The sequence below is a fragment of the Shewanella sp. 38A_GOM-205m genome, from assembly GCF_000518445.1.
Taxonomy (GTDB): Bacteria; Pseudomonadota; Gammaproteobacteria; order Enterobacterales; family Shewanellaceae; genus Shewanella; species Shewanella algae.
The window spans coordinates 34962-58545 of sequence record NZ_JADP01000020.1 but is presented as its reverse complement, the minus strand read 5'-3'; the positions used below and the strand labels follow the sequence as shown (position 1 = coordinate 58545).

18 protein-coding genes are annotated in these 23584 nt (G+C 54.7%); 12 read left to right on the top strand and 6 right to left on the bottom strand.

Annotated elements, in window-relative coordinates:
• The first annotated feature begins 4 nt into the window (after positions 1-4).
• Both N512_RS0113165 and metF read left to right on the top strand, forming a co-directional pair.
• A complete protein-coding gene (locus N512_RS0113165; RefSeq protein WP_028780632.1) occupies positions 5-2404 on the top strand; it encodes a bifunctional aspartate kinase/homoserine dehydrogenase II in 2400 nt (799 codons plus the stop codon).
• Positions 2405-3179: 775 nt separating this feature from the next.
• On the top strand, positions 3180-4070 hold the full coding sequence (gene metF, locus N512_RS0113160) for a methylenetetrahydrofolate reductase (protein ID WP_028780631.1): 891 nt from the start codon (positions 3180-3182) through the stop codon (positions 4068-4070).
• A 63-nt stretch (positions 4071-4133) separates the two neighbouring features.
• Here metF and N512_RS0113155 read toward each other — a convergent pair whose 3' ends face one another.
• Positions 4134-5981, bottom strand: coding sequence for a methyl-accepting chemotaxis protein (locus N512_RS0113155; RefSeq protein ID WP_051472807.1), 1848 nt, complete (start codon positions 5979-5981; stop codon positions 4134-4136).
• A gap of 353 nt (positions 5982-6334) precedes the next feature.
• On the opposite strand from N512_RS0113155, the gene slyA reads away from it, so the two are divergent.
• From slyA to N512_RS0113130, 5 genes are all read left to right on the top strand, one after another.
• A complete protein-coding gene (gene slyA, locus N512_RS0113150) occupies positions 6335-6802 on the top strand; it encodes a transcriptional regulator SlyA (protein WP_025010189.1) in 468 nt (155 codons plus the stop codon).
• Positions 6803-6812: 10 nt separating this feature from the next.
• Positions 6813-7871 carry an HlyD family secretion protein gene (locus N512_RS0113145; protein WP_028780629.1) on the top strand — a complete coding sequence of 353 codons (1059 nt, stop codon included), beginning with the start codon at positions 6813-6815 and terminating at the stop codon, positions 7869-7871.
• 8 nt (positions 7872-7879) lie between these two features.
• Complete coding sequence (locus N512_RS0113140) at positions 7880-8908, top strand: DUF2955 domain-containing protein (protein ID WP_025010188.1); 1029 nt, start codon at positions 7880-7882, stop codon at positions 8906-8908.
• A gap of 288 nt (positions 8909-9196) precedes the next feature.
• Entirely contained in the window at positions 9197-9751 is a 555-nt protein-coding gene (locus N512_RS0113135; RefSeq protein WP_231473586.1) for a c-type cytochrome, read from the top strand.
• A 9-nt stretch (positions 9752-9760) separates the two neighbouring features.
• The gene (locus N512_RS0113130) at positions 9761-10813 is read left to right on the top strand and encodes a c-type cytochrome (RefSeq protein ID WP_028780627.1); all 1053 of its coding nucleotides are present in this window, start codon (positions 9761-9763) and stop codon (positions 10811-10813) included.
• 229 nt (positions 10814-11042) lie between these two features.
• On the opposite strand, the gene N512_RS0113125 is transcribed toward N512_RS0113130, so the two are convergent.
• Positions 11043-11438 (bottom strand): hypothetical protein, encoded by a 396-nt coding sequence (locus N512_RS0113125; protein WP_025010187.1) that lies wholly within the window; start codon positions 11436-11438, stop codon positions 11043-11045.
• Positions 11439-12083: 645 nt separating this feature from the next.
• Here N512_RS0113125 and N512_RS0113120 point away from each other — a divergent pair.
• From N512_RS0113120 to N512_RS23025, 3 genes are all read left to right on the top strand, one after another.
• On the top strand, positions 12084-12464 hold the full coding sequence (locus N512_RS0113120) for a GFA family protein (RefSeq protein WP_037475021.1): 381 nt from the start codon (positions 12084-12086) through the stop codon (positions 12462-12464).
• Positions 12461-12673, top strand: coding sequence for a cysteine-rich CWC family protein (locus N512_RS24110; protein ID WP_081737167.1), 213 nt, complete (start codon positions 12461-12463; stop codon positions 12671-12673). The genes N512_RS0113120 and N512_RS24110 overlap by 4 nt, the downstream gene beginning before the upstream one ends.
• A gap of 180 nt (positions 12674-12853) precedes the next feature.
• Positions 12854-14080 (top strand): GGDEF domain-containing protein, encoded by a 1227-nt coding sequence (locus tag N512_RS23025; protein ID WP_197021457.1) that lies wholly within the window; start codon positions 12854-12856, stop codon positions 14078-14080.
• 68 nt (positions 14081-14148) lie between these two features.
• Here N512_RS23025 and N512_RS23020 read toward each other — a convergent pair whose 3' ends face one another.
• The 4 genes from N512_RS23020 to uvrA all read right to left on the bottom strand — a co-directional run bounded on the left by N512_RS23020 (position 14149) and on the right by uvrA (position 20436).
• Positions 14149-15954, bottom strand: a complete 1806-nt coding sequence (locus N512_RS23020) for a DEAD/DEAH box helicase (RefSeq protein ID WP_037475015.1) — start codon at positions 15952-15954, stop codon at positions 14149-14151.
• 169 nt (positions 15955-16123) lie between these two features.
• Entirely contained in the window at positions 16124-17182 is a 1059-nt protein-coding gene (locus tag N512_RS23015; RefSeq protein WP_231473585.1) for a M20/M25/M40 family metallo-hydrolase, read from the bottom strand.
• A gap of 73 nt (positions 17183-17255) precedes the next feature.
• Entirely contained in the window at positions 17256-17606 is a 351-nt protein-coding gene (locus N512_RS23805; RefSeq protein WP_129586019.1) for a hypothetical protein, read from the bottom strand.
• Positions 17607-17613: 7 nt separating this feature from the next.
• Complete coding sequence (gene uvrA, locus N512_RS0113095) at positions 17614-20436, bottom strand: excinuclease ABC subunit UvrA (RefSeq protein ID WP_028780625.1); 2823 nt, start codon at positions 20434-20436, stop codon at positions 17614-17616.
• 221 nt (positions 20437-20657) lie between these two features.
• On the opposite strand from uvrA, the gene N512_RS0113090 reads away from it, so the two are divergent.
• Together N512_RS0113090 and ssb are read left to right on the top strand one after the other, a co-directional pair.
• Positions 20658-22025, top strand: coding sequence for an MFS transporter (locus N512_RS0113090; RefSeq protein ID WP_025887974.1), 1368 nt, complete (start codon positions 20658-20660; stop codon positions 22023-22025).
• Positions 22026-22059: 34 nt separating this feature from the next.
• Positions 22060-22776 carry a single-stranded DNA-binding protein gene (ssb, locus tag N512_RS0113085; protein WP_028780624.1) on the top strand — a complete coding sequence of 239 codons (717 nt, stop codon included), beginning with the start codon at positions 22060-22062 and terminating at the stop codon, positions 22774-22776.
• Positions 22777-23584: the final 808 nt, after the last annotated feature.

Genomic DNA, 23584 nt, shown 5'->3' with positions numbered 1-23584 from the left:
TGAGATGGCACGTTGTCACCTACATAAGTTTGGCGGTTCCAGTCTCGCCGATGCCGATTGCTACCGACGGGTCGCCCATATTTTGCTGACCCATGGTCATGCAGATGATCTTGTAGTGGTTTCCGCCGCCGGCAAGAGTACCAATTTTCTCTATAAACTGCTGAACCTGAAGGAATCCGGCGCTCTGTGGCAGGAAGAGCTGCAGGTGCTTGTCGGTTATCAGCAGAATCTGATTGAACAGCTGCTGGGCAATGAACAGGCACGTCAACTGCGGGAGCGTCTGTCTACAGATAAGGCGCAACTGGCCAGTTTGTTGTCCTTGCCTGAACTCAGCGAATACCAATGCAATCAGGTGGTGGGTTTCGGTGAACGCTGGTCGGCCAGACTGATGGCGGCGCTACTGAGGGAGTCAGGTGTCGCCGCTTCCCATGTGGATGCCCGCAGTTTGTTGATTGCCGATGAGGGCGCAGTACCCAGGATTCGCCTCGATGAATCCCGTGAAAGGGTACAGCGACTGCTGGCCGAGCATCCCGATGAGCGCCTGGTGATCACCGGCTTTATCTGCGCCAATAGCCAAGGCGAAACTCTGCTGCTCGGTCGCAACGGCTCCGACTTCAGTGCCACTCTTATAGCCAGCCTGGCCGATATCGACAGGGTGACTATCTGGACAGATGTCGAAGGGGTGTTCAATGCCGATCCCAACAAGATTGCCGATGCCAGGCTGCTGAGCAGTATGTCGCTGGCTGAGGCCGACCGCCTGGCGCGGCTCGGCTCCCCGGTACTGCATTGTCGTACCCTGCAGCCGCTGTTTGATACCGAGGTCAGCCTGGCGGTGCGTTCGAGCTACGCCTCGCATACCGACTTTACCCTGATAGCCCCCAAGAGTGATGCCGCAAGCGCTCCTGTGGTGACCAATCTCAATCAGGTGTCCCTCTTGAGCCTGGAGTTCAATGGCACCCAGGCTCAGACTCAGACGCTTGATGCGCTCAATGAGGCGGGTTTGAACCCGCTGGCCTACTGGTCTCAGGGGCAACACAAACTTGAGCTGGCCTATACTCCCGAATTATCCCGCCAAGTCTGGCAGTTACTGGAAGCGCAGACATCCGAGCTCAAAATTCAAAGCATTACCGAGGACAGAGAGCTTGGGCTGGTAGCCCTGGTAAGCAGTGGCGCCGGCAGTTATCGCCGCAGCTTTGCCCGCTTGCTGAGCCGTGAAGCGCGGCCTCTGTATCAGGACCAACTCAGCCTGGTCACCCTGGTGCCCAAATCGCAGGTGAACCTGCTGACCCAGAAGGTGCACAGGCGCTGCGCCGGCCCCCGCAAACGCATAGGCGTTATTCTGCTGGGGGTGGGTAACATAGGCGAAGCCTGGGTGGAGTTGTTCGGCCGAGCCCGCGACGGCCTCAAACGTGAGCTGGAGGCCAGTGTTGAACTCCTGGGCTTGGCGAGTTCGAGCCGTGCCTGGATCTGCAATGAAGGGATCTTTGGAGATGACTGGCAGGCAAGGTTTGAAGCCGAAGCCACCCCTTGGCAGTATGAACATCTGTTCGAACAGCTTGCGTTGCTGCAAGCCGATGAACTGGTGGCGCTGGATATCAGTGCCAGCGCCGGACTGACACTACAGTATCCTGAGTTTTTTGCCCGTGGAATTCATATGGTCAGTGCCAACAAGTTGGCCGGCTCCGGGCCATTGCCTTTCTACCGCGAGCTGAAACAGCAGTTGGGTAACCGCCGACTGTTCTGGCGTTACAACGCCAGTTGCGGCGCCGGGCTGCCGGTGCAGCACGCGCTCAATGATTTGCACAACAGCGGCGACAGGGTAGAGGCTGTCGGCGGTATCTTCTCCGGCACGCTCTGCTGGCTGTTTGAGCATTTCGATGGCATCAAACCTTTCTCCGAGCTGGTGCTGCAGGCCAAAGAGCTGGGGATCACTGAGCCGGATCCCAGGGACGATCTTTCCGGGCGTGACATGCAGCGCAAGCTGTTGATTTTGGCTCGAGAAATAGGTCTGGAACTGGAGCTTGAAGATATTCGCTTAAGCTCTCTGGTGCCTGAGGCGCTGGCCGACATTCCGCTGGATGAGTTCTTGCAGCGGATCCCCGAATTGGATGCCGCTCTCGCGCAGCAGTTTGCTGCCGCGGCCGAGCAAAACAAGGTGCTGCGCTATGTGGCTTCATTGGAGCAGCAAGATGGCCAGGTTAATGCCGAAGTCTCTCTGCAATGGGTCGAGCGTCAGCATCCATACGCCAATCTGACCCCGGGAGATAATGTGTTTGTCATCCGCTCGGCCTTCTACCAGGGTAATCCGCTGATCATTCGCGGCCCAGGTGCCGGCAGGGAAGTGACTGCCGCGGCAGTACAGTCGGATCTGGTGCAGATCTGTCGCGATCTGCTGCAGGAGTAGGGCTGGTATTAGCGTCATATTTGAAGCTGGTGGGCTCTTGGCTAGGAAAAGCCTGTGTGAGTGGCCGTTCTCGGACGTGCTGTCCTTCACTGTATTCGGGCTTTCAGTCTATCCGCACCGCGGGTGACGGGCTTGCGGTTTAGCTGGAAGCTGAGATCAAGTTCATTGGTGAGCTTTGGCTTAAAGCCATGCTAGCCGCTGTGCCAGCGGCGTAAAGTCGTGGTGTTCCACACCACACCGGGCAAGGGGCTTTGCTTGTCCAAAGCCCCTTGCATCCCCAAGGACACCCCCGACGTAGCCGAAATCCCCGCTGGCTTATGAAGCAAATTGGCTACACTCAGGACTCGCCAAATGCATCCATGCATAAGGGCCAGCTCGCCTTCCTTGGCTCGCGCTCATGAACTAGTTGCTTCGCAACATTCGCCTTGCTCGACCTTCGAGCCTCGACATCCCTGTCTCGGCTACGCTAATTTGCAACAACCCCAGCGGCGGCTCCGAAGGGGGAATTGGTGCAATTCTGCAATCATAGCGTTGCTTGAAATTGCTTATATATCTGCAGAGATACGCCTATTTTCCAGGCACAGGATAACTTGTGTGGAAGCTCTCTCCAGGTGTAAAGCCGAGGCTTTGCAGAAACGCTCATTAGCGGCTTTTATACTGATTAAGATAAATACATCTTTGAAGCCATCTTAGGGCTTGACTTCAATGACAGTTTCTCTAGTATGTGGACATATAGACGTCCAAACGTCCAGATAGACAGTTGAGGGAATTTTCAATGGCTTTTCATCACGCACAACATGCGCACTCGCTGAACCAGAGCTTGTCCGAGCTCAACGGCGACATCAATGTTTCTTTCGAGTTCTTTCCGCCCTCAACGCCTGAGATGGAAACCTTGCTGTGGAACTCAATTCAGCGCCTGGAGCCACTGAATCCCAAGTTTGTTTCCGTCACCTATGGTGCCAACTCAGGAGTGCGGGATCGCACTCACAGCGTGATCGAGCGGATCCAGCAGGAAACCGAGCTGGTGGCGGCGCCGCATCTGACGCTGGTGGATGCCAGTGATGAAGAGTTACTGGAGTTGGCGCGACACTACTGGAACAGCGGCATTCGCAACATAGTGGCGCTGCGGGGCGATCTGCCGGAAGGCAGTTCCAAGCCGACACGTTTTGCCTCAGATTTGGTGCGTTTGCTGCGCTCGGTTGCCGACTTTGATATTTCGGTGGCAGCCTATCCTGAGGTGCACCCGGATGCGGCCAATGCCCAGGCTGACCTTATCAACCTGAAGCGCAAGATTGAGGCCGGTGCCAGCCGTGCCATCACCCAGTTTTTCTTCGATGTGGAGTCTTATCTCAGGTTCCGCGACCGTTGTGTGGCCGCCGGCATTGATGTGGAAATTGTTCCCGGAATATTGCCTGTGGGCAACTTCAACCAGCTCAAGCGTTTCGCCGCCATGACCAATGTGTCTTTGCCGGGATGGCTGCACCGCCAGTTTGAAGGTTTGGATAACGATCCCGGTACCCGGGCGTTGGTGGGCGCCAACGTGGCCATCGACATGGTCAAGGTGCTTTCCCGTGAAGGGGTGAAAGATTTCCACTTCTATACCCTGAACCGCGCCGAGCTCACCTATGCTATCTGCCATACTCTGGGGGTGCGTCCAGGCAAGTGATGGCCTCTCAGTGAACCTTTGATAAAAGGAAGCCCACCAATCGGTGGGCTTGTCTTTAGTGAGTTAAACCTTGAATTGGCTGACCAACTGCTTGAGGCGTACCGACAGCTGCGCCAGCTCTTCACCGGCGACGGCTATCTGGGCGGCGCTTTCACTGCCCTGAGCCACGCCATCATTGATATTGTTGAGATTGCGATTTATCTCGGCCGAGACAGCGCACTGCTCATTGGCGGCGCTGGCTATCTGGATATTCATCTGGGTGATGGCGGAAACCGCGGCGCGGATCTCATTGAGAGCCGCATCGGCGTTTTGCACTTCGGCAACACACTTATCCATGGTTTGATTACTGCTCTGCATCACACCGACGGCTGACTGCGCCCCTTGTTGCAGGGTTTCAATCATCTGCTGAATTTCGGTTGTTGATGCCTGAGTGCGGCTCGCCAGGGTGCGTACTTCATCGGCCACCACGGCAAAGCCCCGTCCCTGTTCGCCGGCCCTGGCTGCTTCAATGGCGGCATTGAGTGCCAGCAAATTGGTCTGATCGGCAATATTGCGGATCACTTCCAACACTGAGTCTATCGCCTGACTGTCCTGCTCTAGCTTGTCGATAGCTGCCGCGGCGCCGCGGATCTCTGACTCCAGCCCGGCCATCAGCTCAACCACACTGTTGACCACCTGTTTACCCGAATCTGTGGCGGCATCGGCTTGCTCTGCCGAGTCGGCGGCAACAGTGGCATTTTGGGCGACCTCCTGAACCGTGGCAGCCATCTCGTTCATGGCGGTAGCCACTTGTTCGGTTTCCCTTTGCTGCTGCTCGGCGCTGTGGCGGCTGTCACTGGTGATGCCGGACATCTCTTCGGCTGAGGTTGCCAGTGAGTCCGTGGCTTGAGTCACCTGCTGAATAGTTTGCTGGATTTTGGCGACAAACAGATTGAATGCCCGCGCCAGATCGGCAATTTCATCCTTGCTGCTCACTTCGATACGCTTGGTCAGGTCGCCTTCCCCTTGAGCGATATCTTCCATGGCGCTGGTGGTTTGCGCTATAGGGCGGGTGATGCTGCGGGCGATAAAGAAGGCGATAACGGCGCCCGCCAACAGCGCTATGGCACCAATGGCTACCAACTTGAGTTTGATATACCAGAGGCTGGCTTCCGAGTGGCTGCGATCCATGGCGATCGCCAGTACGCCAATGGGATTATCGGAAAAGTCAGTCACCTGATGCAGGTAGAGGACATGACTATTGTTATTCAGACTTATCAGAGACTTGTCAGCTTTTCCCTGTTGTACTTTCTGCAGCAGCGCCGTGTCTTTGAAAGCCGCGGTTTCAAAGGTTCCGCCAAAACGGCGGTAACCGCTGCTGTCAGGTGTAAGCAGGGCAATTTCGGCCTGGTAATTCTGTTTGAAGGCATCGAAGAAAGGCTGGCCAAATGACATGCCAAACTCAACCGAACCTGTGTGTTGTCCCTGATAGGTCATTGGAGCCAGGCCACGGATCCCGAGGCCGGCCACACCCTTCTCGAGCCCCATTATCGGCTGCTTGCTGTTGTTGGTTTTCACTACGGTTTGGCGAAACCCAGAGAGATCGTCACCGAACTTTTCCGGCTTATGTACCCTGAGGAAGGAGGTGGCCGGTGGCAGATGGAACTGAAACTGCTGCACGGCAAAATCCCGCTTCAACGGGACAAACAGTTGTTGGCTGCGGTTGTTGAGTGAATCCCTGTCACCGAAGGCGAATTCCTGCTGCATTTCCGGGGTGTTGGCCACCACTGTGGCCAGCGCCTCGGCCAATCTGCCTGAAGAGTCAATTTCAGCAATCGCAGTTTGATACAGCTTATGCAGTTCACGCTGCTCGGCATTGTCAATTTGGCCGGAAAATTCCGACAGTACCAAGGGCATGATAAAGCTCATCATGGCGATAAGCACGGCGCAGATCCCCAGCACGATTCGAGTGCCGATTTTCAAATGTGAGAACAAGTTAGCCTCCAGGCATGGGAGTGATTAAAACGAGGGCGCAGGATCTCAATAGCCTTGTAATAGCCACCGACCTTGCGCTGGGCTCATTGTACCTTCACCGGGTCAAACAAGGTTGGAAAATTATAGTGGCCCTTGTGTTAACTGATTGCGACGTATGACAAATTTTTGTCCCGATCCGTTTACTTACTGAACAGATGTGCGAGGCAGATCGGGTTTATTTTCGATCGGCTATTTACTTAGCAGGCTAAATAAATAAAATACTTAGCCTGCTAATTAATCAGTTAATCAAGATGCACAGATATATAGAACAGCTGACCGAGACTTCTCTGGGAGAGCGCTTGGGGCGTTTACACAGGTTGTGGCGCATGGTCGCCGATAACGAGTTGGCGCCTCTGGGATTGACCCATCCTCGCTGGACCGCGCTGTGGAAGCTGAGACGCATGGGCGACCACATCAGTCAGAAGCAGCTGGCCGAGTCTCTGGAGATAGAGCTGCCTTCTTTGATGCGTACTCTGGGGCAGTTGGAGCAGCAGGGGTTGATCACCCGCCACAGCTGCGAGCACGACAAAAGGGCTCGCATCGTTTCCATGACGGCCCAAGGAGAGGAGGTCATTCGCTCCATGGAAGCCAGAATCATCCAGGTGAGGGCCAAGCTGCTGGTGGGTATAGATCCGGATGAGCTGGCCCATTTTGAAGCCGTGATTACCAGGATTTGCGATAACGCCCAACATCAGCTGCAGCAAGAACAAGATAAGTGAGAGAGACTTTATGACGCCAGATCAACAATTTGCCAGACTCGTTAAAATTTCCATGGCAGGCTTTGTGCTGGTCTTTGCCTATTTCATGTTGGCGGATCTGGAGATGCCGCTGACGCCGCAGGCGATGGCGACCCGCACTGTGGTCAAGATAGCTCCTCAAGTGAGCGGCCCGGTGCAATCTGTGGCCGTGGCCAACAATCAACATGTAGAGGCCGGTCAGTTGCTCTTCGCCATAGATCCGGCCCCCTTTGAGCTCGCGCTTGAGCAAGCCAAATTGGCGCTGGAGCAAGCGATGCAGGATAACGCCGAGCTGGATGCCGCCATAGAGGCTGCCAGAGCCGATGTCAGCGCCAATGAGGCCATGTTGCAACAGAAACAACGTGAGGCCAGGCGCCTGGATGCACTCTATGCCAGCAATGGTGTGTCACGCCAACTCAAGGATCAGGCAGATACCGATGCCAGTTCGGCGCTAGCCAAGTTGGCAGCCTCCAAGGCGCAGTTGGCCAAACTCAAGGTTTCCCGGGGAACAGCCGGGACAGAGAATCTCAAGTTGCGCCAGGCCCGCAGCCGTTTGGCTCAGGCGGAATTGGATCTGAGTTACACCAAGGTGCTGGCAGAAAACGAAGGCATAGTGACCAATCTGCAACTGGCCAGTGGCAGCATGGCCAACAAGGGCCAACCTGTATTGGCCCTGGTGTCGGAACAGCTGGATATCATTGCCGATTTTCGCGAGAAAACCCTCAGGGGGGTCGAACCTGGAACTGAAGCCTGGGTGGCGTTCGATGCCGAGCCAGGCAGACTCTACCCCGCCAGGGTCAGCAGCCGCGATGCCGGTGTCAGCGCCGGACAATTCGACGCCAACGGCATGTTGGCGACACCGACCGAGTCGGATCGTTGGGTGCGGGATGCCCAGCGTCTGCGTTTGCACTTTGAACTCCTGGGTGAAGAACACCCCATGTTGGCCGCCGGCTCCCGTGCTACCGTACAACTACTGCCGGACAACAGTTTCTACCGTTTCATGGCCAAGCTGCAGATCAAGGCAATCAGCCTGCTGCACTATATCTATTGAGGTGGCCGATGATCCTGCGTCACCACCCCTTGACTCAGAATGAGCTGCGCCAGTGCCTGCGCATAGCCACCGGCGCCAGCCTGGGCTTTCTGATCTGTAAGCTGATGAATTGGAATTACGGGGTGTTTTACACTGTCACTCCCATGTTGTTGCTGGGACTGGTACCTGTGATGAACGGCCATGCGGCGCGTCAGTTGCTGGCCGCTGCGGCCATCTGTGGGATTGAGGTTGGCATCATAGGCGGTTTGCTTGGCAGCCATCCGGCACTGATGACCTTGATTGTCTTTGTGCTGTTTTTGTATCGCTTTGCCTGTATGTCCCGTGGCGCTCTGTTTCTATTTGGTGCCAATGGGGTGATCAGCCTCAGCATCATGCTGCATTTTGCCAGCTATCCGGATACCGATCTTAACGATCTCATCTTCGGTAACTTTTGGGCCAGTGTACTGTCTGTGCTGATAGCTTATTTGATGACAGTGCTGATCCCGGATGTTGAACCTCGCAGCGCTTATGTGCCCGGGCCCAAGCAGCCCCACAGAATGCGCCATGAAGCGCTGATGGGGGCCAGTGTTGCAACCCTGTCCTTTCTGATATTCCAGGCTTTTGATCTGCGCGACTCCATGTCGGCTCAGGCAACCACCTTGCTGTTGCTGTTCCCCATGCATTGGAATGGGGCTCTCGATTATGCCCGCAAACGGGCAATGGGTACTGTACTCGGGGTGGTATACGGGATGGCGGTGCAGCTGTTTCTGTATGATTGGTCCGGTGTGCTTTTGTTGGTCGTACCCATGCTCTGGTTCGGTACCCTGTTGTTTGCCCAGGCCCATGTCAAAGAGGCCAGCGGCTCGGCGGTGGGCTTTGGAGCCATGACCACCTTGGGAATACTGTTCGGCCAATACCTGACTCCGGGGAATGATCTGATCTTCAGTGCCCTGTATCGGGTGAGCAGCATTCTGGTGGCCATAGTCGGTACTTTACTGGCCTGTTACCTGTTACATCATTTTCTCAACAGTTTTGAGGCGACCCGCTTTGGAGAGTAATTACCTCTAAACGAGAATCGTTATCCAATACATTGTTAGAAAAGGGTTTTTTATAAAACTCAAATCGTAAGCAAATATTTCAAAGGTTGGGATTTATTTGAGCTGCAAACCTTATGGCATCTGGATTGTGCCCGGTCGTCCTGGTTTTTTGATATTTATCGCAAACTTCTCATATATGTGATTTGGATCTATGCTATAGCCCTTACTCATAATGGGGGATAACAGATGAAATCAATCACGCTCGCCGCAGGTGGCCTGCTGCTGTTGGCTCAGTCCATAGGGACAGCCATGGCAGCACAACCGGCTATGCCACCACAGGCCGCGCTTTGTGGCAGTTGCCACGGCCCTCAGGGACAGGGCGTAGAGCCGCTGGGCCCAAGGCTCGCCGGACTTTCCAGCCAATATATTCAACAACAGATCAAGCTGTTCCAGGCAGGAACCCGCCAAAACGCCACTATGATGCCGATGGCAATGACTCTGCAGGGTGATGAGGTTATCGGCCAGGTGGCGGATTACTTCTCTGCCCAGAGCGTTGCCGAGGTCAAACCCAAGCTCAGAGGTGAGCAAGTGGTATTTGCCGATCCGACTGAAAAACTGGTGTACCAGGGCGATTGGACCAGGAACCTACCCGCCTGTGTAACATGTCATGGCCCGTCAGGCCTGGGTGGCGGCACTTTTCCAAGGCTTGCCGGTCAGCAAGCCAGCTACATCAAGACTCAACTGCACGCCTGGCAGGATGGCAGCCGTAAAGGTGATGTCGATGGCATGATGGAGCATGTTGCCAAACAGCTCAGCAGCGCCGAAATCGACGCCATCGCCAGTTATTTTGCCAATCTCAAGTAAGGACGCAGCATGAAAAAATCTACTCTGTTTATCATGGGTGCTGTGGCCGCAATGACAGCTCAGGCCCAGGCCGAGAATCTTCCCGATCGCCAGGCGCAATTGCCTTCTTCTCCCAAGGTGGAGGGACAGGAATATCTTATCCCCAGACCGCTGGATACCATTCCGGCCGGTGCCTTTGGTGACAAGGTGCGCAAGGGCTATCAGCTGTTCGTCAATACTCAGCAACTGCGGGATAAATACGTCGGCAATGAGCTGAACTGTGTCAACTGCCACATGGATGCCGGCCGTAAGCCCAACGCTTCTCCTATCTGGGGTGCCTATTTTGCTTATCCTGCTTATCGGAAGAAGAATGATAAGGTCAACAGCTTCGAAGAGCGTATCCAGGGCTGTTTTACCTATTCAATGAACGGCAAGGCGCCAAAGAGCGGCAGCCCTGAGTTGGTGGCCTTGTCTGCCTATGCCTATTGGCTTGGGGTAGGTGGCTTGATGGATCAATACGGCGTCAAAGGCGAAGTGCCTGAACTGGCCGATGCCGAGCTTATCAAGGGCGGCAAACGGGAAGACTTCCCTATTCCTGAAGCCATTAAGCAGCAATTGACGGTAGAGCAACGCGCCAATCTGCCGGGCCGGGGTTACCCTTCAATCCCCAAACCTGAGCAGGCCTATGACCCTGCCCGTGGTGAGCAGGTTTATCAGGCCCATTGTCAGGCATGTCATGGTGCCGATGGCCAAGGTCAGGCGATAGCCGGTGTATATGCCTTGCCACCTCTTTGGGGGCCTCAGAGCTTTAACTGGGGCGCCGGAATGCACAGGGTTAACACGGCAGCCTTCTTTATTCACGAGAATATGCCACTGGGCAAGAGTATGCAGCTAACCACTCAGCAAGCCTGGGATGTGGCCGCCTATATCAACTCCCATGAGCGTCCTCAGGATCCCCGCTTCAAAGGAAAGCTCGAGGAAACCCAAGGCAAGTATCACAAGCATGCCGGTTACTATGGTAAAGAAGTAAAGGGTATCTTGCTGGGCAAAGAGGCTTATCCAGTCTTCCCCAAGAAGCAGTAAGCTCAGAGCCTTAATCTATTCAGCGCGCCCATAGGCGCGCTTTTTTATACCTGGCTGCAAGGAGTAGGGATTGCAGCTCTGCTGGCTATAGACCGATGAGAGGACAGGCATTGAATAGCCGAGAGGGCATAGAAAGAAATAGAAAGGCCGGTCTCAGGGGGATGACCGGCCTTGGATACTGATGGGCTCAAACGGAGATGAGCCCAGGCATCATACTCTGCTTAGATGATCAGAGGTTATTTTCCAGGTACTGGCGGATAGCTGTGTCGTTAAAGACACAGGCGTGGTTGCCGCCGAAACCGACTTCGAGTGCGAAAACGCCATCGCCGATACGCATGTTCTTGGCTTCTTCGGCATTGTCGTTGATGTTCTTGATATGCAGGGTCTTGATCTGCGCAACAATCTCTTCCTTGGCATCCTGGTCGTTGGCGAGTTCTCTGAACGCGGATTTGACACGATCCAGTGCATAGGTGGGCACGTACATGATCTCTTTGGCGCTGTCGAAGCTATCCCAGTCAAAGGTTACGTCCAGGTCGGCATCCAGAATGCTCTTTATGTCCTGCTTGAACTCAACCACATACTGCTCTTCGATAGAGCGCTTCCATTGCTTTTCTTGTAAACCCATTATTTCCTTCTCTATAAGTTGAGGAGAGCGCGTACTGGCCACTCAAGCAACCGATTTACGCCCCCAAATCATATCCCTTGGTTTGTTTCCAAGGAGGTAAACCGGGGCCAGTCTACCTACTTTGTGGCATGGGATCCATAGGGTTATGAGCGAAAAATGCTTCCTTAAAAATAAATTAAAAACTCAGCTAATCAATGAGATTGGTTGTTTCGCTCCGATAGTATGCGATTTGTTCGCTATCAGAAACATTCGTTGGCACCCCCTCGGCGTTGATGACAAATCCTCGGTGCCATAGGGGCGGTAAGCCGCCTGATAGCGCCATTATCAATAGAGCAACCATTATCAACATTATCGGTTCAGGCATGGGTTTGAGCTCTGCAGCCTCAGGAGCTCGAAGCTGAATGTTCCATTATGGCACCTGGAATAGTGGCAATTTACTGCAACAATATCGGGTGAAATGCTTACCCATTGGCAGGAGGATAAGCATAGAATGAATGTCTGAATGGAGAATTATTTAGCTTGGCAGTTCAGCTTCTGTCTATTGGCAAGCGTTTTTCCCTGGGGCAAGATGAAATAAGCCGTATGCCGTTTCGCTTGAATTTTCAGCATAAGCTTGCCCGATAAATCAGGATTACAGGGATTGTCATGACTCAGACTCACTATATTGCCCGTTGCCATTGTGGCGGGGTTCAGTTGGCGCTCACTTTTCCCAAGGGAGTCAACAATGTTCGCCGTTGTGATTGCTCCATGTGTCGCCGCCGCGGCGCACCGGTAGCTTCTGTGTCCTTGGCCAATCTCAAGCTGGTGAGCGGCGCAGAGCTGCTCAGCTGTTATCAGTTCAATACCCATACCGCCAAACACTATTTCTGTAGTCGCTGCGGTATCTATACTCACCATCAAAGGCGCTCAAACCCACAAGAGTACGGCATTAATCTGGGGTGTATCGACGAGTTGGATCCCTTTGCCTTCAAGGATGCTCCCGTGATGGATGGCATCAATCATCCCGCTGACAGGGAGGCCTTATGACAGATAAGTCCGCCGCCCTGTGCCCCGTCTGCAGGCAAGCCAATCAATGCGCCATGGCGGCAGGTACAGATCCTGCGCTTTGCTGGTGCATGCAGGCTGACTTCAGCTACCTGGAGTTGGCGCTGCGGAATATCCCACGCCATAGCTGTATCTGTAGTCGTTGCCTGCAGGAGTTAAAGCAGGAAAAATCCACAGTTCCAAAAAGTTAGGCATGTTAACCTAGGTCTACTACAATGACCTCAGCGTAATGGGCAAGGAACTGCGAACTGCAAATCAGCGTGAATTCAGTGTATTTGGCGTATTTGGCCAACCTCCTCCTCTTCTCAATTCCTCCGCTGTATCTGGCAACTTTGCCGCCCATGGTGCGCAGGGTAGGTCTATATAGCTACTTGTCCATTATTCTGCTCATTGGCGGAGTATTGGGCGGCGTATACACTTTTCCCCTGGCCGATGGCCTGACACTTTCCGGTGGCAACATGGCTTACGGTGCCTTTATGGTGACGGCCGTCATGCTGCTAATCACCGAACGGCGCGAGTATGTGTTTCACTATCTGCTCAGGTTGCTGGTCTCGGTTAATCTATTTGTCTTTTGCGGTTTCGAGTTCCTGCTATGGGTGTTGGAAAGCCCGAGTATGGTCAACTTCAACAATCTTAACCCGGATCTGTTTCGGGTTTCGTTGTGGATGATGTTGCTGGGCGGTACCATGATAGCCCTGCAATTTCTGCTGATGATGCAACTGTTTATCTGGCTCAAGAAATGGCTCAAGACCTTGGCCGCCGTGACCGGAGTCTACACCTTGGTGTTTATTCTGGTGCTTTGTCTCGATGGGGTAGTGTTTCCGCTGATCGCGGTTGGGTTGTCACCTGAGCTGATTGAGTTGATGATCAGTAATCTGCGCGGAAAGCTGGTGCTGGCCATCTCTTTCAGCTTGCCTTTACTGCTGTTTTATTGGCTGTTTCGCAATAATTTGCGCGCCTTTATCCGCACGCCACTCACCATGCGCAAACTCCTGTATGTGAGCCGAGATCAGCTTATCCGTGAGCTCAATGCCAGCCACTCAGAGGCCAGTCGCCTGAAGGAAGACAATGCCCAACTGGCGAAACAGTCGCAGCAGGATCATTTGACAGGCCTGTCCAATCGCCGCCATTTCGATGATAGATTCCAGTATTACTGGCTCCATAGCATGCAAGAAGGGGAGCCTTTCTCACTGGTGATCGGCGATATCGATTTTTTCAAGCGTTACAACGACAGATATGGCCATCAGCAGGGAGATCGTTGCCTGCAGCAGGTTGGTGCGTTGTGGCGGCGCTATCTCTTGTCTCATGGTGCTCTGGTAGCAGCCAGGATAGGCGGTGAGGAGCTGGCAGCGCTGTTTCCGGGTAAGAATGAAGCTCAGGTCAAACACTTGCTACAAGGGTTTATTGAGGCGCTGCTGGCGCTGGGGATGGAACATAAAGACTCTGACGCGGCCGCTGTGGTAAGTATGAGCCTGGGAGTTGCCTGCCACCTGCCAAACCAGAATCATGCCCCATCAGAGCTGTTTGCCCAAGCCGATGAGGCCCTTTATCGCGCCAAGACATTGGGGCGTAACCGGGTTGAAGCCGCATCCGGCTGATGTTTTGTTGTTAACCGTGAAGCCGATACAAAAAACCACCCTTGAGGGTGGTTTTTCATTGGCAGATATCAGCCGCGGTCGTCACGACGACGGGGCTTACGATCCGGACGGCGCTCTCCAGAGTGCTTGCGAGGGCGACGAGCCGGGCGCTGTTCACCTTCGAAGCTCTGGCTGCCGGCTTCACGGATATTGATAGGTTTGCCACATACCCGTACTTTCTTCAGGTGTGCCAGTACGTCTTTAGGCATGCCGGCGGGCAGATCGACTGTGGTCAGGGTATCGAACAACTGGATCTGGCCTATGTAACGGCTGTCTATGCTGGCTTCATTGGCGATGGCACCCACGATATTGCCTACACCTACACCGTGTTCACGACCCACATCCAGCACGTAACGGCACATTTGCAGATCCGGGTTGTCCTTCAGGGAATCGGCCTTGCCGAGATCGCCTGGAACCGGACGAGAGTCACGACGGCGCGAACCACGCTCTTCCCGTGAACCACGATCGTCGCGTGAGCCGCTGCGCTCATCACGGCTGTCACGCTGACGCTCCTGGATCGGAGGCAACTGCAGCGGACGTTCTTGCTGTACCTGGTGCAGCAGTGCAGCAGCCAGAATATCTGTGTCCACTTCCAACTGCTGACACAGCTGAGCCACGGCGCCTTTCATAAAGTCCAGCTCTTCGTTGGCTATGATGGCAGCAACCTGTTCGCCCAGGCGTGACAGACGGCGCTCGGCCACAGTCTCGGGGCTTGGAACCTTCATCGGGGAAATACGGCTGTTGGTGGCACGCTCAATGGTGCGCAGCATGCGCATCTCTCTGTGGGTCACAAACAGAATCGCCATCCCGGTACGACCGGCGCGGCCGGTACGACCGATACGGTGTACATAGGCTTCTGTATCGTAAGGGATGTCATAGTTAACCACGTGACCGATACGCTCAACGTCCAAACCACGGGCGGCAACGTCGGTGGCAATCAAAATATCCAGCTTACCGGACTTGAGTTGATCCACGGCGCGCTCACGGGCCTGTTGGTTCATATCACCGTGCAGTGGTGATGAGGCGTAACCGCGGGCTTCCAGCTTTTCGGCCAGTTCCACACAGGAGTTACGGGTACGCACAAAGATGATGATACCTTCGGTGTTTTCCACTTCGAGCACACGTACCAGGGCTTCCAGTTTGTTGTGCTGAGACACCTGTACAAAACGCTGCTCGATGGAGTCAACCGTGGTGTGGCTGGCGGCAATGCTGATGGTGGCAGGGTTGTTCAGGTGCTTGTTGGCAACCCGCTTGATCTGCTCAGGCATGGTGGCAGAGAACAGTGCCAGTTGACGCTCGGCCGGAGTATGATCCAAGATCCACTCGATATCGTCGATAAAGCCCATTTTCAGCATTTCATCGGCTTCATCCAGCACCAGAGCCTTGAGGCTATCGAGCTTGAGGGTGCCACGGCGCATATGGTCCATGACCCGGCCTGGAGTACCAACAACTACCTGAGGGCCACGACGCAGCGCCTGCAGCTGTTGGTGCATGCTTTGACCGCCATAGATAGGCAGTACATGGAAACCTTTCATGAATTTGGCATAGCTTGAGAAAGCTTCAGCTACCTGTACCGCCAGTTCGCGGGTTGGTGCCAGCACCAGAATTTGCGGTGCGTTGAGGTTATGATCTGTTGCATTAAGCAGAGGCAGAGCGAAGGCGCCGGTTTTACCCGTACCTGTCTGTGCCTGGCCGAGAATATCCTGGCCCGCCATCAGGGGGGCGATACTCGCAGCTTGAATTGGGGTCGGGTTCTCGTAGCCGAGCTCATCTAGAGCACGCAGCAACGCCTCGGAGAGGCCGAGTTCTCGGAAAGTTTTTTCACTGGATGACATGGGTTGTAGCCTTGTGGACGCGTCCGGATGACGCAGAAAGTTTCACAGACAGAAAATCAACCCCGTGTCGATTTCCCGCATCGAAAACGCCAGATTATAACAGCGAAATCTGCTTCTTTCCACGGCTAAAGGAATTTTTATGGCAAATTTAAAGCAAATAGTAGGCCAACTATCGGTTTTGTAACTGCTTAGTTGGCAGTCGCAGCAACTGTTCCGCCGCCTCGGCCACGGCGCCGATGAAAGGATAATCCAGTCTGTCTGCCGTGTCGTCACGGGTATGGTACTGGGCGTGGGCGGGAACGCCGAAATAGAGCCAGGGGATCCCAGCCTGGTGGAAGGGATAATGATCCGAGGCCCTGAGCCAATCGGTACGCTGCACGCTGCGACCAATAGGGCGCGGATGACTGGGGCGAATGCACAGCCCTGTGCCCGCCATCAGTACGGCGCTGAAGTTATCATAGTGGCGGAAATAGCGGCTGCCTTCGAGGTAGATGGCATAAGGAAGCCCGGGCCTGCCTATCATATCCAGATTGACCGCCAGCGAGATGTGCTCGGCAAAACCGCTCTGCTGTAATGCGCTCACCAAGGCCTTGCTGCCATAGAGTCCCGGCTCTTCGGCGTCACTGGCAATAAACAGCAGGTTGTAGCGACTGGGCGCTTGTTTGACTCTTCGGGCTATGGCCAACAAGGCCGCCACGCCAGAGGCGTTGTCGTCGGCACCCGGATAAAAGCCCGGGCCGCGATCGCCCAGATGATCATAGTGGGCAATCAGCAGGCGCCACTCAGTGGTCGGCTGGGCAGCCGGCAGCCAGCCCAGCAGGTTGATGCCCCGAGCGTCGGCTAAGCCATCGACATAGTTGAATGAATGTTGAAAGCCGCTCAGAGTCTCGGCCAGGGGCGGAAATACCGAAGTGGGTGGCTGCAGGCCGATCTGTTCAAAGCGCTCCGTGAGGTACTCACGGCTGAGCGCCGCACCTTGGGTGCCGCTGCGCCGACCTTGCAGCCTGGGCGAGGCCAGCACTTCGACATCCAGTTGCAACTGCTTCGTCTCGGCCCAGCTCAGTTGAATCTCACCGCCACAGCGTTCGGGCGAGCTGCTGCAGCCGGCAGCAAGCGCCGGCAATATCAATAGGAGTGCCCACAGCGGCAGGCGGATAGAGAGTGCCCACAGCGGGGGAGGGATAGAGAGTACCCACATCTGCGGGCGGATAAAGAGTGTCATCGGCATCCTGCCTCCGGCAACGGCAATCAACTCAAGCTATGTTGCAGTTTATACCATTCCCCAAGACGGGTTTGCCTGCTTATTTGGCGAGTTGTGCCATGCCGCCCTGATAGCCGGGCGGTGGGGTGTTGCCACCGCGGCTGGCGGAAGGTGTCTCAGTTTCCGCTCGGCCCTTGAGCTTGAACACCTCAATACCCGACACCAAATGACGCTTGGCGCCTATGGTGACCAGAGTCGCCGGAGGCAGGGCACTGGGTTCAACCAGCGCCGTGCGGCCATCGGGCAGAGCAACCGTAGTGCCGTCCGGACCGGAATGCACTACTTCACCCAAATAGCGTTTGCAGTTGCCCACCAAGGGATCAAAAGCTGCCAGCAATAAACCCGCCATACAGATAACCAGGGCCAATAACAGCAGTCTGTTGCCTGTCACAGTCACCTCACAGCATAGGTTTAAGGAAGCGGGCGGTATGGGACTCTGGATGCTCGGCTACCTGCTCCGGGGTACCGGCCACCAGAATGGTGCCGCCACCCGAACCGCCTTCCGGCCCCAGATCCACTATCCAGTCAGCGGTTTTGATCACATCCAGATTGTGTTCAATCACCACTATGGTGTTGCCCTGGGACTTGAGTCTGTGCAGTACATCCAGCAGCAGCTGGATATCGGCAAAGTGCAGCCCTGTGGTGGGTTCATCCAGAATATAGAGGGTCTTGCCGGTATCCCGCTTCGATAGCTCTTTAGCCAGTTTGACCCGCTGAGCCTCGCCGCCGGAAAGGGTCGTGGCGCTCTGGCCCAAACGTATATAAGACAGACCGACATCCATCAGGGTTTGCAGTTTACGGGCAATGGCCGGCACCGCATCGAAGAACACACGGGCTTCCTCGACCGTCATCTGCAGCACTTCGTGAATGTTCTTGCCCTTGTACTTCACTTCCAGCGTTTCACGGTTGTAGCGCTTGCCCTTACAGACATCGCAAGGCACGTACACATCCGGCAGGAAGTGCATCTCTACCTTAATAAGGCCGTCACCCTGACAGGCCTCACAGCGGCCGCCCTTGACGTTGAAGGAGAAACGCCCCGGCTGATAGCCGCGGGTACGGGATTCCTGAGTCGCCGAAAATAGCTCGCGGATTGGGGTAAATATGCCGGTATAGGTGGCCGGGTTAGAGCGCGGCGTGCGGCCTATGGGGCTCTGATCTATATCCACCACCTTGTCGCACAGCTCCATGCCCTCGATACGCTCATAGGGCGCCGGCTCTTCGGCGGTGGCGCCGTTGAGCATGCGATGGGCAATCTTGAAGAAGGTGTCGTTGATCAGGGTGGACTTGCCTGAGCCGGATACCCCGGTGACACAGGTCAGCAGCCCGACAGGGATCTCCAGATCCACCTGCTTGAGGTTGTTGCCGCTGGCACCGAACAGCTTGATCATCTTGCCGGGATCACAGGGCACCCGACCTCCGGCCACAGTGATCTTTTTCTTGCCGGACATATATTGACCGGTGACAGACTCTTCACAGGCCATAATGGCGTTGATGTCGCCGTCACAGATCACTTCACCACCGTGAACCCCGGCACCGGGGCCGATATCGATAATATGATCCGCCATGCGGATGGCGTCTTCATCGTGTTCGACCACAATCACAGTGTTGCCCAAGTCCCGCAGGTGAGTGAGGGTGTTGAGCAGGCGCTCGTTGTCGCGCTGATGCAAACCAATCGAAGGCTCATCGAGTACATACATCACCCCGACCAGACCGGCGCCGATTTGGCTGGCCAGGCGGATCCGCTGCGCCTCGCCACCTGAGAGGGTTTCTGCCGAACGAGACAAACTCAGGTAGTTGAGGCCGACATTGACCAAAAAGCCCAGGCGATCGCCCACTTCCTTGAGGATCTTCTCGGCTATCTGTGCCTTTTGCCCCTCAAAGCCCAGGGTGGCGAAGTAGTCGCTGGCCTCGCCAATGGACCAGGTGGTCAACTCCGGCAGATTGATATTGCCGATAAATACGTTGCGGGCCTCTTCGCGCAGGCGTGAGCCGCCACAGCTGGAACAGGCCTGGTTGCTGATATATTTGGCCAGCTCTTCACGCACCGAGTTGGACTCTGTCTCCCGGTAGCGTCTGTCCATGTTGTTGAGGATCCCCTCGAATGGATGGTTGCGAACCACTACATCGCCGCGGTCGTTGATATAACGGAAGGCGACATTCTCTTTGCCTGAGCCATAGAGCACTATCTTCTTCACTTTGGCGGGGAGATCGCCAAAGGGGGTTTCCACATCGAAGCCGTAATGCTCGGCCAGTGAGGTGAGCATCTGGAAATAGTAGAAGTTGCGTCTGTCCCAGCCACGAATGGCGCCGCCGGCCAGCGACAGCTCGTCGTTGGTGATCACCCGATCGGGATCGAAAAACTGCTGTACCCCGAGGCCGTCACAGGTCGGGCAGGCACCCGCGGGGTTGTTGAAGGAAAACAGCCTGGGTTCCAACTCGGCCATGGAGTAACCACAGTGAGGGCAGGCGAAGTTGGCGGAGAACAGCAACTCTTCATTGCTGCCTTCCTCCATGCTGGCTACAGTGGCCACACCGCCGGACAGCTCCAGTGCGGTTTCGAAAGATTCCGCCAGCCGCTGCTGCAGATCCTCGCGCACCTTGAAGCGGTCAACCACCACATCGATATTGTGTTTTACATGCAGATCCAGCGCCGGTGGATCGGAAAGATCGCACACCTCGCCATCGATCCGGGCGCGAATATAGCCCTGGGCCGCCAGGTTCTCCAGTAATTTGACATGCTCACCCTTGCGGCCCTGCACTACGGGGGCCAACAGCATCAGGCGCTCGCCTTCGGGGCGCTCCAGCACCTTGTCTACCATCTGGCTGACGGTTTGTGCCGCTAGCGGCTGGCCGTGAACCGGGCAGCGGGGCTCGCCCACGCGGGCAAACAGCAATCTGAGATAGTCGTAGATTTCGGTAATGGTTCCCACGGTAGAGCGCGGGTTGTGGGAAGTGGACTTCTGTTCAATCGAGATAGCCGGGCTCAGACCTTCGATATGATCCACATCCGGTTTTTCCATCAGACTCAAAAATTGACGGGCATAGGCCGACAGGGATTCCACATAGCGCCGCTGACCTTCGGCGTAGAGGGTATCGAAGGCGAGAGAAGATTTGCCCGAGCCAGATAAGCCTGTAATAACAATGAGTTTGTCTCGGGGAATGGTCAGATTGATGTTCTTGAGATTGTGGGTTCTGGCACCGCGAATGTCTATCTTGTCCATCAGTCTCTACTTTGGCTAATCACTGGAGAAAAAGAGCACAAGTATCACATATTTTGCGCTGTGCCGATAGCGGCGGCGCATTTGTCCTACTGACACCATACTGTCAGTAGCAAGCCCTCAGCCGTGGGCAGAGGGCGACTTGGGTTTTTCTCTTTGAGCTGTTCAAAACCTTCGTGGTAACATGCGCTCCCTTAAAAAATTCTTAATCCAGGGCAAAAACTATGGCCAACGGTGGACTTTCCGGCACAGAAAGAAAAGTCGCGTTCTCATTAGCCAGTGTATTTGGGCTGCGCATGATGGGCTTGTTCATGATCATGCCTGTCTTCGCGCTCTATGGACAAGATCTCAAAGGCTTCTCACCTCTGTGGGTGGGTATTGCCATCGGCGCCTATGGTCTGACTCAAGCGATACTGCAGATCCCCATGGGGATACTGTCAGACAGAATTGGCCGCAAGCCGGTGATCCTCGGCGGCCTGTTGGTGTTTGCCCTCGGCAGTGTCCTGGCGGCTATGTCCGACAGCATTTACGGAGTTGTCGCCGGCCGAGCCTTGCAGGGTATGGGTGCCATCGCCGCCGCTGTGCTGGCATTGGCGGCAGATCTCACCCGGGATGAGCAACGCACCAAGGTGATGGCCATCATAGGCATGTGCATAGGTTTCTCCTTTGCTTTGTCGCTGCTGGTGGGGCCTGTGGTGGCGCAGCATCTTGGGCTATCTGGCTTGTTTGCCCTGACTGCGGGCCTGGCACTGCTGGGTATGCTGATAGTGCAACTGCTGGTGCCCAACCCTGTGGCTCATGCGCCCAAGGGCGATACCATGGCGGAACCGGGCAAGCTGAAAAATATGCTTAAAGATCCGCAGTTGTTTCGCCTTGATGCCGGTATTTTTATTCTGCATTTGGTGCTGACGGCGGTATTCGTGGCATTGCCGCTGGACTTGGTGGACGCCGGCCTTGCCAAAGAAAAGCACTGGATGCTGTACTTCCCGGCCTTTGTCGGCGCCTTCTTTTTGATGGTGCCGCTGATCATAATCGGCGTGAAGCGCAATAATACCAAGGGCATGTTCCAGTTGGCCCTGCTGATCATGTTGGCTGCCTTGCTGGCGATGGCGCTGTTTTCCCATACTCTTTGGGTGTTGGCGGTAGCCATAGTGGCCTTCTTTACCGGCTTTAACTACTTGGAAGCCTCGCTGCCCAGCCTGATCGCCAAGTTTTGTCCCGTGGGGGCCAAAGGTTCGGCCATGGGGGTGTATTCCACCAGTCAGTTTCTCGGTGCCTTCTGTGGCGGTTTGCTCGGTGGTGGCGCCTATCAAATCATGGGCGCCGCCGGGGTGTTTACCGTGGCGGTCGTGCTGTTGATTATCTGGCTGGCATTGACCCTGGGAATGAAAAATCCAGTGCTGCTCAAGAGTTACACGCTGGAGGCCCAGGTGAACGGCCGCGAGCATGCGCAGAAGATGGCCGCCGAGCTGTCTGCGCTGCAAGGGGTTGCTGAAGCCATAGTGGTTTTGGAAGAAAAAGTCGCCTACCTCAAGGTGAACGATCAATTCGATTTAAGACAAGCCAGAGCTGTGTTAGGCTCTGTCAATTAAGCTAAGTATTACGTGAAAATCGCAGGAGATTTCGATGGCCAGTCGTGGTGTTAATAAGGTAATTCTGGTGGGCAATCTGGGACAGGACCCAGAGGTGCGCTACATGCCAAACGGCAACGCCGTAGCGAATATCACAGTGGCCACCAGTGAGTCATGGAAGGACCAACAGGGCCAACAGCAAGAGCGTACCGAGTGGCACAGGGTTGTCATGTTCGGCAAGCTGGCTGAAATTGCCGGTGAGTACCTGCGCAAAGGCTCGCAAGTGTATCTGGAAGGCAAGCTGCAGACCCGCAAGTGGAAAGATCAGAGCGGTCAGGACAAGTACACCACTGAAGTGGTTGTCGATATGGGCGGTACCATGCAGATGCTGGGTGGCCGTAACCAAAACCAAGGTGGTATGAGCCAAGGCGGCAATCAGGGTGGTATGAACCAAGGTGGTATGAACCAAGGCCAAGGTAGCTATGGTGGTGGTCAGGCACAGTCTCAACCTCAATACAATGCGCCACAGCAGTCCGGCGGCTATCAGCCCAAGCCTGCTCAGCAACCGCAGCAGCCACAACAACAGTACAACGCGCCGCAGCAGCAAAGCTATGGTCAGCAACAGAACTCAGGTTATGCGCCCAAGCCACAGCAGCCAGCGCCGCAACAACAGGCAGCTCCGCAACAGCGGCCGGCACCACAGCCTCAGCCACAACAGCAGAACTACACGCCGGATCTGGATGACGGCTGGGATGATGATATCCCGTTCTGAGGTATGCTGGAGATAGGAACTTGTGCTTGATACCGCAAAAAGCCACTGCAACTGCAGTGGCTTTTTGCTTGGTGCCTTTCGAGCTATAGTCGCGGCTCTTTTTGTGGTAATCGTTTGAGGCTCGAAAGCGGGCCATTGCTTGTTTGGCTCCGTCTCCTTGGGTAAACCTGACCAGGCCTTTAGCAATATTATCGGCGTCATGGACGGTTTACTGAGATGCTTTCCTGATAGGTACAGATGCGCTTTTGGTCTCAAGTCAGTGCCCGCTATGCCTGATTCGCCAATAGCGGCAGGATATTTTTTGATAAAAACTGACAATCTTTACATTTGTGAGTGGCTTATCTGTCGTTTAGTGTTTGACGGTTTTTTAGACGGTGGGTCAATTTGACTTGATGACGGTTATTCTGTTTCCCCGGCTGTCCATTGCAGATAGTGTGAAAGTGTTACTGATGTAATACTTTGTTTTATCTGTTATATTCCTGCGTTCTGTTATTTCCCCTTGCGCTTGTTGCCGGCTTTTTTAGCACAACCCTTTTCTATTTCCCGTCGATTGAGCCTCAGTTAATGGTGCTTTATCCTGCCTTTTTCGCTGTTGGGACAAAATTTACCTATATATTTGGACAAAATGTCTTTTAGTGTATTTTTTGTTCATTTTGGTTTTATAAACTGCTTATGGTTTGTTTGTTGGCTTTTTGCTCTGCTTGATTCTATTTTTGTGGTTCAATTTGTCATAGCTATTCCTTTGTGATCTCTGTCTCGTGTCATTATTTGTTATCCTGAGTTTCTTTAAGGATAATCTTACACAGAG

Coding starts and splice junctions, on each gene's coding strand:
- N512_RS0113165 (WP_028780632.1), top strand. CDS start 5: ATGGCACGTTGTCACCTACATAAGTTTGGCGGTTCCAGTCTCGCCGAT.
- metF (WP_028780631.1), top strand. CDS start 3,180: ATGGCTTTTCATCACGCACAACATGCGCACTCGCTGAACCAGAGCTTG.
- N512_RS0113155 (WP_051472807.1), bottom strand. CDS start 5,981: ATGATGAGCTTTATCATGCCCTTGGTACTGTCGGAATTTTCCGGCCAA.
- slyA (WP_025010189.1), top strand. CDS start 6,335: ATGCACAGATATATAGAACAGCTGACCGAGACTTCTCTGGGAGAGCGC.
- N512_RS0113145 (WP_028780629.1), top strand. CDS start 6,813: ATGACGCCAGATCAACAATTTGCCAGACTCGTTAAAATTTCCATGGCA.
- N512_RS0113140 (WP_025010188.1), top strand. CDS start 7,880: ATGATCCTGCGTCACCACCCCTTGACTCAGAATGAGCTGCGCCAGTGC.
- N512_RS0113135 (WP_231473586.1), top strand. CDS start 9,197: ATGGCAGCACAACCGGCTATGCCACCACAGGCCGCGCTTTGTGGCAGT.
- N512_RS0113130 (WP_028780627.1), top strand. CDS start 9,761: ATGAAAAAATCTACTCTGTTTATCATGGGTGCTGTGGCCGCAATGACA.
- N512_RS0113125 (WP_025010187.1), bottom strand. CDS start 11,438: ATGGGTTTACAAGAAAAGCAATGGAAGCGCTCTATCGAAGAGCAGTAT.
- N512_RS0113120 (WP_037475021.1), top strand. CDS start 12,084: ATGACTCAGACTCACTATATTGCCCGTTGCCATTGTGGCGGGGTTCAG.
- N512_RS24110 (WP_081737167.1), top strand. CDS start 12,461: ATGACAGATAAGTCCGCCGCCCTGTGCCCCGTCTGCAGGCAAGCCAAT.
- N512_RS23020 (WP_037475015.1), bottom strand. CDS start 15,954: ATGTCATCCAGTGAAAAAACTTTCCGAGAACTCGGCCTCTCCGAGGCG.
- N512_RS23015 (WP_231473585.1), bottom strand. CDS start 17,182: ATGCCGATGACACTCTTTATCCGCCCGCAGATGTGGGTACTCTCTATC.
- uvrA (WP_028780625.1), bottom strand. CDS start 20,436: ATGGACAAGATAGACATTCGCGGTGCCAGAACCCACAATCTCAAGAAC.
- N512_RS0113090 (WP_025887974.1), top strand. CDS start 20,658: ATGGCCAACGGTGGACTTTCCGGCACAGAAAGAAAAGTCGCGTTCTCA.
- ssb (WP_028780624.1), top strand. CDS start 22,060: ATGGCCAGTCGTGGTGTTAATAAGGTAATTCTGGTGGGCAATCTGGGA.